The 13,040-nt window shown below is 60.3% G+C and carries 10 protein-coding genes; 6 read left to right on the plus strand and 4 right to left on the minus strand.

The annotated features are described in order from the left end of the window. Positions 1-3: 3 nt before the first annotated feature. Positions 4-1,725 (minus strand): peptide ABC transporter substrate-binding protein, encoded by a 1,722-nt coding sequence (locus tag RGAI101_RS00870; RefSeq protein ID WP_037227028.1) that lies wholly within the window; start codon positions 1,723-1,725, stop codon positions 4-6. Positions 1,726-2,049: 324 nt separating this feature from the next. Here RGAI101_RS00870 and RGAI101_RS00875 point away from each other — a divergent pair, with 324 nt between their 5' ends. The 5 genes from RGAI101_RS00875 to RGAI101_RS00895 all read left to right on the plus strand — a co-directional run bounded on the left by RGAI101_RS00875 (position 2,050) and on the right by RGAI101_RS00895 (position 8,917). Further along, entirely contained in the window at positions 2,050-3,882 is a 1,833-nt protein-coding gene (locus tag RGAI101_RS00875; RefSeq protein ID WP_008224966.1) for an ABC transporter ATP-binding protein, read from the plus strand. Positions 3,883-3,893: 11 nt separating this feature from the next. Continuing rightward, complete coding sequence (gene argE, locus RGAI101_RS00880) at positions 3,894-5,054, plus strand: acetylornithine deacetylase (protein WP_037227030.1); 1,161 nt, start codon at positions 3,894-3,896, stop codon at positions 5,052-5,054. A gap of 121 nt (positions 5,055-5,175) precedes the next feature. After that, entirely contained in the window at positions 5,176-6,519 is a 1,344-nt protein-coding gene (locus tag RGAI101_RS00885; protein ID WP_008226642.1) for an NAD(P)/FAD-dependent oxidoreductase, read from the plus strand. A 20-nt stretch (positions 6,520-6,539) separates the two neighbouring features. Beyond that, positions 6,540-7,709 (plus strand): M20 aminoacylase family protein, encoded by a 1,170-nt coding sequence (locus RGAI101_RS00890; protein ID WP_008226092.1) that lies wholly within the window; start codon positions 6,540-6,542, stop codon positions 7,707-7,709. A gap of 44 nt (positions 7,710-7,753) precedes the next feature. Then, positions 7,754-8,917 carry a M20 aminoacylase family protein gene (locus RGAI101_RS00895; RefSeq protein ID WP_008227990.1) on the plus strand — a complete coding sequence of 388 codons (1,164 nt, stop codon included), beginning with the start codon at positions 7,754-7,756 and terminating at the stop codon, positions 8,915-8,917. A gap of 36 nt (positions 8,918-8,953) precedes the next feature. Here RGAI101_RS00895 and RGAI101_RS00900 read toward each other — a convergent pair whose 3' ends face one another. The 3 genes from RGAI101_RS00900 to moaA are packed head-to-tail and all read right to left on the minus strand — an operon-like array spanning position 8,954 to position 12,307. Next, the gene (locus RGAI101_RS00900) at positions 8,954-10,009 is read right to left on the minus strand and encodes a glycosyltransferase family 4 protein (RefSeq protein WP_008226481.1); all 1,056 of its coding nucleotides are present in this window, start codon (positions 10,007-10,009) and stop codon (positions 8,954-8,956) included. After that, positions 10,006-11,292 (minus strand): 3-deoxy-D-manno-octulosonic acid transferase, encoded by a 1,287-nt coding sequence (locus tag RGAI101_RS00905; protein WP_008229105.1) that lies wholly within the window; start codon positions 11,290-11,292, stop codon positions 10,006-10,008. The genes RGAI101_RS00900 and RGAI101_RS00905 overlap by 4 nt, the downstream gene beginning before the upstream one ends. 7 nt (positions 11,293-11,299) lie before the next feature. After that, positions 11,300-12,307 (minus strand): GTP 3',8-cyclase MoaA, encoded by a 1,008-nt coding sequence (gene moaA / locus RGAI101_RS00910; protein WP_037228846.1) that lies wholly within the window; start codon positions 12,305-12,307, stop codon positions 11,300-11,302. An 86-nt stretch (positions 12,308-12,393) separates the two neighbouring features. Here moaA and RGAI101_RS00915 point away from each other — a divergent pair, with 86 nt between their 5' ends. Continuing rightward, a complete protein-coding gene (locus RGAI101_RS00915; RefSeq protein WP_037227033.1) occupies positions 12,394-12,918 on the plus strand; it encodes a hypothetical protein in 525 nt (174 codons plus the stop codon). Positions 12,919-13,040: the final 122 nt, after the last annotated feature.

Here is a 13,040-nt window from a genome sequence, read left to right on the forward strand (position 1 = left end):
GAATTATTCCTTCATGCGGTACCAATCTGCGGCATTCCAAAGTTCGGAATCCCATGTGTTCAGTACAACGCCACCCAGGGTGGAGGACGCAGCCGAGACACGACCACGGTCAACCAGTGGAACGATTGTCATGGTTTCTTTTGTGATGATGTTGTTCAGACGCTTGGCGATTTCGCCGCGCTTGGACAATTCACCTGTGCGGGACAGTTCGTCCAGCAGGGCATCATATTCTTCGTTGCAGAAGCGGTTGATGTTTTCACCCTGCCACTGGCTGGATGGCTTTGGTTCGTTGCCGCAACGGTAGGACGCCAGATAGGCCTGCGGGTCTGTGCCATCAAAGTTGTTGGCGTACATTTCAACGTCCGCATAGAACTTCTGGAACGTGTCAGGCGAACCTGGGTCACCACCAAAGAAGACCGACGCGTCAAGGTTGCGCAGTTCGACTTCGACGCCGATCTGGTTCCACCAGTCCTTGATCAACGCCTGGAAATCCTGACGGACGGCGTTTGTGGACGATTGGAACAGAAGGGACAGCTTGACGCCGTCTTTGTCGCGGATGCCGTCGCCGTCGCTATCGGTGTAACCGGCTTCGTCAAGAAGGGCTTTTGCGCCTTCAAGATCCTGCGTCAGACACTCTGTGTTGTCGGAAGCATAGAGCTCAGGGGCAGGAACCAGGTTACAGGTCGGACGACCCGCCTGACCATAACCGACTTCAACCAGAAGCGGGCGGTCGATCGCCATGGACAGCGCCTTGCGGACTTTGAAATCCGAGAGGAAAGGGTGCGGATGCATGACTGTCGAACGTTCGCCTTCCGGCAGATCTGGCGACGGGTCGGTCATGTTCATTTCGATGCGTTCGACCAGGGTGCCGAATGCCGAAATTGGCATGCCTTTGCCGCCTTCGGCCATTTTCGCAAGCACGTCAGGTGCCAGCTGCATGTTCCAGGCATAGTCGTATTCGCCTGTTTCCATGACGGCACGGCCTGCTGCTGCCGCGTCGCCGCCACCTTTGAAGGTCAGCGATGCAAAGGCAGGTTTGCTTGGGTCACGGTAGTTCGGGTTGGCAACCATCTGGATTACGTCGTTCGGACGGAAATCAGTGACCATGAAGGGGCCGGTGCCGATGGGGTTGAAGTTTGCTTCGGTACACTCAGGTGCCTTGGCCCCCAGACATTCGGCGAATTGAGCGGCCTGAATGATCGGCGACTGTGCGCCCATGAAGGGACCGTAAGGGTTTGGCTTTGCTTCGCTAAAGTTCACTGTCAGGGTCAGGTCATCGATGATATCGATGCTTTCCACGCCGTCGAACTTGGACCCCTGTGCGCAACCGCCTTCAGGGTGCATACAATATTCGGCGGTGAACTTTACGTCTGCCGATGTCACGGGGGTGCCGTCAGACCACAACAGGCCTTCTTTCAGCTTCCATGTGATCGACTTCAGGTCTTCGGAAACGCCGCCGTTTTCAACAGTCGGGATTTCTGTGGCCAGGTAAGGCACCAGCGCGCCGGTTTCGTCATAGCGGCCCAAAGGTTCGATCACGAGGCTCGCGGCCTCAAGGTCCTTGGTGCCACCGGACAGGTAGGGGGTCATGATCGAAGGCGCTTGCCAATAGATGATCTTTACCTCGCCGTCGCGTCCGCGCTCGCCCTCGTGGGCGGCTGCGAATGCAGCGGGGGCAAGGGCCATCGAAGCCACAGCACCCATTAATAGGGTTTTCAAAGTCATAACTTACTCCTTGTTGGGCACCGGTGAACTCATTTGTGGTGCCACACATTTTTATTTTTGGATGCCATTTTTTGACATGACCCCAACTTTCTTATGATCGGGCCCAAAAGGTCAAGTGCAGGAAACGTAACTGGTGAAATAATCATCAGATCCGGTTCGAAACATTGCTCCCCCAAGCACGCGTGGCGCTATCGAAACAGGTTCGACGCAAAATGCAAGCGTCATGACAGCGTTAACACGTCGCAGGCCGGTCGGGTTTGACACTGGGTGTTGAATGGTCTTAGCGTCTGCGGATCAGAAATATGATCAGCGCTGGAAATTTTCATGCTTGACGACACCACATCCGGACCAATCGCGCAAATTCAAGAGCTTAGGGTCGAATTTCAAACCCAAGACGGCCCGGTTCTGGGGGTCGAGAACGTCAGTTTCAACATTAATTCCGGTGAAACCGTCTGTGTGGTGGGCGAATCCGGTTCTGGTAAATCCGTGTCATCGCTGTCGCTGATGCGTCTGGTTGAATTCGGCGGCGGAAAAATCGCCGGTGGCCGCCTATTATTTAATCGCCAGAATAATCCTTCCGTTGATCTGGCGCAGACCGATCAGGATGTGATGCGCGAAATTCGCGGCAATGAAATCGGGATGATTTTCCAGGAACCGATGACGGCGCTGAACCCGGTCTTTACCGTTGGTCGCCAGTTGACCGAAGGGCTGCGCCTGCACAAGGGCATGACCAAGGCCGAGGCCGAAGCCCGCGCCCTTGAGCTGCTGACCCAAGTGCGCATCCCGCAGCCTGACCAGCGCCTGAAGCAGTATCCTCACGAATTGTCAGGCGGCATGCGCCAGCGCGTCGTGATCGCCATGGCGCTGGCCTGTTCGCCGCGCCTGCTGATCGCCGATGAACCCACAACGGCGCTGGATGTGACCATTCAGGCGGAAATCCTTGCCTTGATCGACCGGCTAAAGCGGGAAACCGGCACCGCCGTGATGTTCATCACCCATGACATGGCCGTCGTTGCGCAGATGGCCGACCGCGTCGTCGTGATGTTCCGCGGCAAGAAGGTCGAAGAAGGCACCGTCGAAGAGATTTTCGAAAACCCGCAGCACCCCTATACCAAGGCGCTTTTGGCGGCGGTGCCCAAGCTGGGCGAAATGACCGGCAAAGCCTATCCCGAACCGATGAAGCTGCTGGGGACCAAGGACAAGGAAATCGTGCCGATCAAAGGCACGAATGAAACCTTGCTGACGGTCAAGAACCTGACCACCCGCTTTCCGGTACAGGGCGGTTTTTTCCGCCGCACGATCGCCAATGTCCATGCCGTCGAAGACCTGTCGTTCTCGATCAACAAGGGGCAAACCCTGAGCCTTGTGGGCGAATCCGGTTGCGGTAAATCCACCGCCGGTCGGTCGATCCTGCGTCTGGTTGAACCGCTTTCGGGCGAAATCGACATCGCGGGCAAAGATATCATGGCGCTCAACGCCAATGATCTGCGCGAAGCACGCCTTGATATGCAGATGATTTTCCAGGACCCCTTTGCGTCGTTGAACCCGCAGATGCAGTTGTCCGATCAGGTCGCCGAACCGATCCACAACTACGGCACTCTCAAAGGGGCCGATCTGACCAAACGGATCGAAATGTTGTTTGACCGGGTGGAGCTGCCGCGCAGCTTTATGCGTCGCTTTCCCCACGAACTCTCGGGCGGACAACGTCAACGCGTCGCCATTGCCCGCGCGCTGGCCTTGAACCCCAAGCTGATCATCGCAGACGAGGCGGTGTCGGCGCTGGACGTGTCGGTGCAGGCGCAGGTGGTCAATCTTATGCTGGAACTGCAGCAGGAACTGGAACTGTCCTTCCTGTTCATCAGTCACGACATGGCCGTCGTCGAGCGGGTCAGCCATCAGGTGGGCGTCATGTATCTGGGCCGCATCGTCGAACTTGGGTCCCGCCAGCAGGTGTTCGAAAACCCGCAGCACCCCTATACCCAGGCCCTGATGAAGGCGGTGCCCATCGCCGATCCGCGCAAGCGCAAGAAGGAAAGCGAGCTGAATTTCAAACCGATTCCCTCGCCGATCCATCCCACCACATACCGGCCTGAACCGTCGGTTTACAAAACTGTCTCTCCCGGTCATCAGGTGTTGCTGACCGACAGCGGCTACTGAAGGACCGCCCGATGACTGAACGTATGACTCCCTTTGCGCTGATGGAGAAGCTGATCAGCTTTCCCACGGTGTCGCGCGACAGCAATATCCCGCTGGTGGATTGGGTGGCGGACTACCTGTCCAGCCACGGTATCGACTCGCACCGCTATATTGATCCTAATGAGCCGAAACACGCTCTGTTTGCCCATGTCGGCCCTTGGGAAGAAGGGGCCGTGGTGTTGTCGGGGCACACCGATGTGGTGCCCGTCGATGGCCAGCCGTGGGACAGTGACCCGTTCAGCGTGGTCGAACGGGATGGCCGCTACTACGGGCGCGGCACCTGCGACATGAAGGGCTTTGACGCGATGGCCATCTGGGCGCTGGTCGAAGCGAAATATGCAGGCGTCAGCCGCCCGCTTCAGGTCGCCCTCAGCTTTGACGAAGAAATCGGTTGCCTGGGTGCCCCGCCAATGATCCAGGCGATGCAGCCGGTCCTGCCCAAGGGCGGTCTGGTGATCGTGGGCGAACCATCCACCATGCAGGCAGTCACAGGCCACAAGGGCGGAATCGGCTTCAACACCCATGTGGTGGGTTTCGAGGTCCATTCTTCGCTGCTGCACACCGGCGTCAACGCGATCATGGCCGGGGCCAAGCTGATCGAATGGGCCAATGAAATGAACACGGAAAACTTCGCCCGCAAGCCGACGGAGCTGGCCGCAATGTTCAACCCGCCCTTCACGACCTGCCATGTCGGCATGATCTCGGGCGGGACAGCGCATAACATCACCGCGAAGGACTGCAATTTCGCGATGGATTTCCGCGTGGTCCCGGGAGAAGACAAAGACGCTTGGGGCACCGCTTACCTCAAGAAGGTGCGCGAAGTCGAAAAGCAGATGCAAGAAGTCGTGCCCGAAACCTATATCGAAATCACCCCGCGGTTCGATGTGCCCGCTCTGCAACCTGAAAAGGACGGGCTGGCCGAAACCTTCGTGCGCCAGATCACCGGCGACAATGCCAGCCACAAGGTCAGCTACGGGACCGAGGCCGGACAGTTCCAAGAGGCAGGATACAGCGCTGTGATCTGCGGCCCCGGCGACATCGCGCAGGCCCACCAACCAAACGAATACATCGAAATCTCGCAATTCAACGCCGGCCACGACTTTATGCGTGACCTCGTAGAGCGTTTGAAATGACACCGATCGCTGGTTCCCGACCTTCGGTTCCAAATGGGAAAATATCCCGGGGGAGGGGCCGCATTGCGGCACCGGGGGCTGGCCCCCGACCAGACCCCCGCACATCCTTGGCCCGCTGATCATGCAATTCCCGATCAACGACACGACCCCCGTCACCTATCCCGGACCGCCCGCGGCGCAAGCGGACGTCGTCGTGATCGGCGGCGGCGTGATCGGTGTCTGCACGGCATTGTTTCTGGCGCGCGACGGCCACCGCGTCACCCTGGTTGAAAAGGGCCGTATCGCGGGCGAACAGTCCAGCCGCAACTGGGGCTGGATTCGCCAGCAAGGCCGAGACCCGGACGAGATGCCGATCATGGCCGATGCACAGCGTCTGTGGCAGGAACTCGCCGGTCAGACCAATGTGGACATCGGTCTGCGGCAGGGCGGCATCACCTATTTTGCGAACAAACCCAGCCAAATGAAAGACTATGAAGACTGGCTGCCCCATGCCCGCGCCAATGGTGTGGACACCAGGATTCTGTCTGCCGCCCAAGTCACGGCGATGTTTCCCGGCATGGCGACAAAACCTGTGGGGGCCTTGCTGACAGAATCCGACCTGCGGGCCGAACCTTGGGTTGCGGTGCCCGCCCTTGCGGCGATTGCGGCCCGTGAAGGGGTTCAGATCGTTGAAAACTGCGCGGTGCGCAGCCTCGATATCGCCGCTGGGCGCGTCGCGGGCGTCGTCACCGAAGCGGGCCGGATCTCCGCCCCCGAGGTCGTCCTGGCGGGCGGGGCGTGGTCCTCGTTGTTCCTGCGCAATCACGGCGTCTCCATGCCGCAGCTTTCGGTGCGTGAAAATGTGGCCGCGACGGAACCCTTGCCCGAGATTTACGCAGGTGCCGCCGCAGACCGCAAAGTTGCATTTCGCCGTCGCGCCGATGGCGGATACACGCTGGCCCCTCCGGGTGCGCCCGAACTTTTCGTCGGTCCCGATGCGGTGCGCGCGTTTCCCCATTATCTGACGCAGCTCAAGTCCGACCCTTTTGGGCAGGTCCTGCACCCGTTCGCACCAAAGGGATTTCCGGACGCCTGGGGCACCAAACGGCGCTGGACCAGCGACGAGAAAACTCCGTTCGAGGCAATGCGCATTCTGAACCCCGCGCCGAACATGGGCAAAATCAACCGCTTGCTGCGCAATTTTGCCAAGATGTTTCCCGATCTCCCGCCCGTTCGCCTCAAAGCTGCCTGGGCCGGGATGATTGATACCATGCCCGATATTGTCCCCGTGGTGGACCGTGTCGCCAGCCTGCCGGGGCTTACCATCGGCACCGGTATGTCTGGCCATGGCTTTGGTATCGGGCCGGGCATGGGGCGCGTTTTGGCCGCGTTGGCCACAGGGGGCCACGTGGCGCATGATCTGACCCGGTTCCGCCTGTCGCGTTTCAGCGACGGCAGCCCGATGGTTCTGGGTCCCAACGTCTGATTTCACAACCGGAGCATTTCATGCCGATCAAGAATCGCTTTGCCGAAACCCATGCCGATATTACTGCGTGGCGTCGTCATCTGCACACCATTCCCGAACTGCTGTTCGACTTACCGCAAACCTCGGCTTTTGTGGCCGACAAACTGCGCAGCTTTGGCATTACGGACATCACCACGGGTATCGCTGAAACGGGCATTGTCGCGATCATCGAAGGGAAAACCAACACATCGGGCCGCACCATCGGGTTGCGTGCCGACATGGATGCGTTGCCGATCGCCGAGGCAACGGGGCTGGAATATGCCTCGACCCATCCGGGCAAGATGCATGCCTGCGGGCATGACGGGCACACGGCGATCCTGCTGGGGGCGGCGCAATATCTGGCCGAGACGCGCAATTTCGATGGCCGTGTCGCGCTGATTTTTCAACCTGCCGAAGAAGGCGGCGGCGGCGGCAATGTCATGGTCGAAGAAGGCTTGATGGAACGCTGGTCCATCGACGAAGTTTACGGCTTGCACAACATGCCCGGCCATCCGGTGGGGGAATTTGCGATCCGGTCCGGTGCCTTGCTGGCAGCCGCCGATGAATTCGACATCATGATCACCGGGCAGGGCGGCCATGCGGCAGCCCCCCACGAGGCGATCGACACCAACCTTGCCGCCGCCCACGTGGTCGTGGCTTTGCAATCCATCGCCAGCCGCAATGTGGACCCGATCAAGCAGATGGTGGTGTCTGTCTGTACGTTGCGGTCGGATACGGACAGCCACAATGTCCTGCCGCAAACGGTGCGTTTACGTGGCACTGTGCGCACGCTCGACGCAGGCATCCGCGATCTGGCGCAGGAACGGCTGGAGGCGATTGTGACCCATACCTGTGCTGCCTATCAATGCAGCGCCGACATTGGCTACCAACGCGGTTATCCGATCACCGTGAATGCCGAAGACAACACCCATTTCGCTGCTGAAGCGGCTGAAAAGGTAACCCCCGGCGTTGACCGCGACACCCCGCCGATCATGGCAGGCGAGGATTTTTCCTATATGCTGAATAAACGACCCGGTGCCTATATCATGTTGGGCAACGGCGATGGACCGACGGTTCATCACCCGATGTACAACTTCAACGACGAAGCCATCCCCGCCGGCTGTAGCTGGTTTGCCGAGATGGTCGAAACACGATTGCCAAGTTTCGGGTAAGAAGACCCGTCGCCTGGCTGAAACCTCCCGAAAAAGGACCTACAATGCCTGTTAAGAACCGCTTTGCCGAATTGCACGATGACATCACCGCGTGGCGGCGCGATCTGCACGAACATCCCGAAATCCTGTTTGAAACCCACCGCACCTCTGCCACCGTCGCCGAAAAGCTGCGCGCCTTTGGCTGTGACGAATTGGTCGAAGGCATCGGTCGCACGGGCGTCGTCGGTGTGATCAAGGGCAACTCGACGGCATCGGGCAAGGTGATCGGCCTGCGCGCGGATATGGACGCGCTGCCGATCCACGAACAAACCGGCGTTGAATATGCCTCGAAGACGCCGAACGCGATGCACGCTTGCGGGCATGACGGCCACACGGCGATGTTGCTGGGCGCGGCGCAATACCTTGCCGAAACCCGCAATTTCGATGGCACGGTCGTGGTGATCTTTCAGCCCGCCGAAGAAGGCGGCGGCGGTGGCCGCGAGATGTGCAAAGACGGCATGATGGACCGTTGGGGCATCCAGGAAGTGTACGGCATGCACAACTGGCCGGGCATGCCTGCGGGTAGTTTCGGCATCCGTCCGGGCCCGTTCTTTGCGGCAACCGATTTGCTCGAGATCGAAGTCGAAGGGCTGGGCGGCCATGCGGCCAAGCCGAATGAGACCATCGATACCATGGTTGTCACCGCCCAGATGATCACAGCGCTGCAAACCATCGTCAGCCGTAACGCCGATCCGATCGGCAATATCGTGGTGTCGATCACCTCGATTGAATCCTCGTCCAAGGCGTTTAACGTGATTCCCCAGCGGGTGAACCTGATGGGCACCGTGCGCACCTTGTCGAACGATCTGCGCGATCTGGCGGAAAAGCGCGTGACCGAGATTTGCGAAGGCATCGCGGCCACGTTCGGGGCCACGGCCAAGGTGAACTACATCCGCAACTATCCGGTGATGGTGAACCATGACGAACAGACCGAATTTGCCGCCGGTGTCGCGCGCAGCGTTTCCGGTCAGTGCGACGAGGCACCTTTGGTGATGGGGGGCGAAGACTTTGCCTTCATGCTCGAAGAGCGGCCCGGTGCCTATATCCTGGTCGGCAACGGGGACACGGCGATGGTGCATCACCCGCTGTACAACTTTAACGACGATGTGATTCCCGCAGGCTGCAGCTGGTGGGCAGGGATCGCGGAACAGCGGATGCCGATGGGCTAACGCGAATACGGGCATAGGGTGGGGGCAAACCCCGCCCTATGCTGCCAGCAACGCGCGGTAGAGTTTTACCAGGGCCGCGGCTTCGCGTTCGATTGAAAAATCCGACATCACGAAACTGCGGCCTGCCGTGGCCCAGTTTGCCAGACGCGCGCGATCCGACAGCGCGTCACGGGTTGCGGCCTCCAGCGCGGGAATGTCGTCGGGGGGGACCAGCAGACCGGTCGTGTTTTCGATGATCAACTGGTCGAACGCGCCAACACGGGTGGCGACGACCGGAACACCGCAGGCCATCGCTTCGATCGGGGTCAGGCCGAAACCTTCCCAGCGTTGCGGGGCGACGTACAGGTCCAGCACACGGTAGAAATCGGCCATGTCGCCCACGGGGACTTCGGGCAGGAACAACATGCGGTCCGACATACCTTCGGCCTGCACGCGCTCTTTCAGGCCCTTTTCAAATTCGGCGTATTTCTCGGTAGCACGGCCCATCACCAGGCCGACAACATCCGGATTTTCGTGCATGATCGGCAACAGCGCCTCGACAAAAGCGTCGGTGCCTTTCTGCGCACGGATGCGGCCATAGCAACCGACAAGCGTTGCCTTGACCGGCAAACCAAGGGCCTGCCGCAGTGCCGCGCGGTCGGGCGAGGGCGCGAAACTGTCGGTGTCGATGCCGTGCATGATGACGTGGGCAGGGTGTTCAAGATAGGCATTCGTTCGGTCGGACGTGGCCACGACCGCATCCATCCGCCTGATCAGCCAGCGGGTCAGTCCCGATTGCTTGCGTTGGCTGGCCGAAGTGAACATCAGCTTCAGCCGCTTGCCCAAAACATAGCGCAGCGCCAGCCCTCCCAGCATTTCGACGTTGCGCCGCGCATGCCAGACCCGCCAGCCCGATGGTCCACGCCGTGACATGGTCAGAAGCGACGACAGCGGGACATGCGGTACGTCATCGGGCACCACGGGGCCGGTGGCGACGATGGCAATGCTGTGCGCTTGCAATGGGACAAGGCGCATGACGGTGGCTGTCACGCCACTCAGCCGGCGCTTGAAATTGGGCGCGATCACATCTGTATTGGCAAGAGGGTGGGTCATGACGTGTGCAATTCCAATGCTTTGACCAGCCGTGCGGCAATCGTATCAAGCTGATCTTCTTGCGCTTCAATGAACTGGCGCGCGGCTTTGGTCATCTTGGCAAGATCGTCCGGGGCGTCCAGCAGGGCCGCGACCTGCGCCTCAAGTTCAGTGCCGTCAGAAACGATGCGCGCGGCCCCGTCGGTTTCAAGCTGGTCATAGGTTTCTGCAAAGGCGGAAACATGCGGCCCCGACAGCACCGCAGCACCGGATTGCGCCACCTCGAACGGGTTATGCCCGCCGATGGGCAGCAGCGATCCGCCCAGAAACACGATATCGGTCAGCGCGTACCACAGCCCCAGTTCCCCCAGCGTATCCGCCAGATAGACCTGCGCGCCGGGGCCATCCCTGCGGCTGCGCCGGGTGCAGGACAAACCCGCGTCGGCAATCAAGGCCTCGACCTGATCGCCGCGTTCGGGGTGGCGGGGCGCAAGGATCAGACACAGCTCGGGAAACCGTGCCAGCAGGGCCTGATGTGCGTCGAGCACAGCCTGCTCTTCGCCCGCATGGGTCGAGGACGCGACCCAGATCGGGCGGTGGCCCAAGGCGGCGCGGGCCTCGAACAGGGCGTCTTCGTCGACAGGCAAGGGGCCTGCCATGGATTTCAGATTGATGCCGCGGGCGACACGGGAAGAGGGCGCATTGATGCTGACCATATTATGTGCCATCGCGTCATTCTGGGTCAGGATCAGGTCAAACACCTCAAGGACGTATTGCGCAAGCTTCGGCCATTTGCGCCATGTTTCCAAAGTTTTATCGGACATGCGCGCATTGACCAGCGCCATGGTTGCCCCGGTGGCGCGGGTCCGGCGCAGCATCTGCGGCCAAATTTCGCTTTCCACAAAGATTGCCGCATCGGGCCGCCAGTGGCGCAGGAACCGTTTCACAGGTCCGGGTGCGTCCAGCGGCGCAAACTGATGGGTGGTGCGCGGCGGCAGGCGTTGCGCGATCAGCTTGGCGGATGTGGCGGTGCCCGAGGTGATCAGGAATTGCGCACGCGGTAGCATCATCCCGATACGGGTGATCAGAGCCAGCACCGACAGGCTTTCGCCGACCGACGCCCCATGCAGCCAGATCAGCGGGCCAGTGCCCGTGCGGTCCTGGGTCGCGTGCCCCAGTTTTTCGTGGGCACGCAGGACCGAAACGCCTTGGTCGCGCAGTTTCCTGGTCTCTGACCGTGCGAAGAAGGGCACGAGGCCCATGCTGGCCACGACCCACGCCCGATAAAGAAAAGGGACCGGCATGGCTGCCTCAGCCGCCTGTGTGGCTCATGTGGCGCGGCATCTGCCCGTCAAGTTTCTGGCGGGAATAGTCGAAATCATGGCCCTTGGGCTTAAGGTTGATCGCGGCGCGGATCGCCTCCTTGAGCGGGGCATCATCATTGGGGTGGTTGCGCAAGGGTGCGCGCAGGTCTGCCACGTCTTCCTGACCCAGACACATGAAGATCTCGCCGGTGCAGGTGATGCGCACGCGGTTGCAGCTTTCGCAGAAATTGTGGGACAGTGGGGTGATAAAGCCGATCTTCTGGCCGGTTTCTTCCAGCCGCACATAGCGGGCCGGGCCGCCCGTGCTTTCGGCCAGATCGGTGACGGTATAGTGATCCTCGTAGGATTTGCGCACGTCCTTGAGGGACCAATATTGGCCAAGCCGGTCTTCGTTGCCCAAGTCCCCCATCGGCATGACTTCGATCCAGGTCAGGTCAATGCCGCGGTCGGCACACCATGCGGTCATGCTGGGCAGTTCGGATTCGTTGAACCCCTTCAGCGCGACGGCATTGATCTTGACCCGCAAACCGGCGGCCTGTGCCGCGTCAATGCCGCGCAACACCTGGGGCAGGCGGCCCCAGCGGGTGATGTCGGCGAATTTCTGTTCATCCAGTGTATCAAGCGACACATTCACCCGGCGGACGCCCGCAGCGTAAAGATCCTTGGCAAAGCGTTCCAGCTGGCTGCCATTTGTGGTCAGCGTCAGTTCCTTCAGCGTGCCTGCGTCAAGATGGCGGGTCATGCTTTCAAAGAAGGTCATGATGCCCTTGCGCACCAAAGGTTCACCGCCCGTAATGCGCAGTTTCTGCACCCCGAGGTCGACAAAGTTGGTGCAGAGCCTGTCCAGTTCCTCGAGCGTGAGAAGTTCCTTTTTGGGCAGGAAATTCATGTTCTCGGACATGCAATAGACGCAGCGAAAGTCGCAGCGGTCCGTCACGGAGACGCGCAGATAGGTGATGGCGCGGGCGAAAGGATCAATCAAAGGAGCATTCATACCACCTAGGTAAACATCGGCCCATGCAGGGGCAAGCGACATTTAGGTGATTGAAGCCCGCCAGCGGGGCGGGTAATCAGGTCAGCATGAAACATATTGTTATAATGAGTGCCGTAGTTGTGTCGTTGTCTGGCTGTGGGGCTCTGCCTGAACGGCTGGGTCTGGGCAAAGGCTCCGGCGCCGATGCCCCGATGACACCTGCCGTGGCGGTGCCAGAGGCGACCGACGTAAAAGAAACCGAACTGGCCCCTGTCGTGACGGCACCCCCGCCGCCGCCTGCCGCACGGACGGCCGAAGCCCTGGATACGACCACGCCAGAACAACGGGCGGCTGCCGCGCAACCGGCCGAACAGGGTGCGCAATCCCTGGGGACCACCGTTGCGTCATTGGGCAGTGCGACCGAGCCGGGGCTTTGGATGAAGACGCCTTTGGTAAAGTCCGAAATTCAAGGACGGGTGGTAAATCCGGCGACCGGGAAGTCATCCACAGTCAGGCTGATCCCGCTTGACGGGCCAAAGACGGCGGGCAGCCGCATGTCGCTTTCCGCGCTGCGCCTGATCGGGGCATCGCTGACAGATCTGACGCCGGTCGAGGTGTCAACGGGCGGGTAATTTTGCCTCGGATGAGTGGGCAACGCTTTTTCGAGAAAGCAGCGCGTGCATTGTTAGGGTAAGAAATGGGGGGCCAGCCCCCCAAGACCCCCCGGGATATTTTTAAGCCAGAGAAGATGGGC

Source organism: Roseobacter sp. GAI101, from assembly GCF_000156335.1.
Classification (GTDB): domain Bacteria; phylum Pseudomonadota; class Alphaproteobacteria; order Rhodobacterales; family Rhodobacteraceae; genus Sulfitobacter.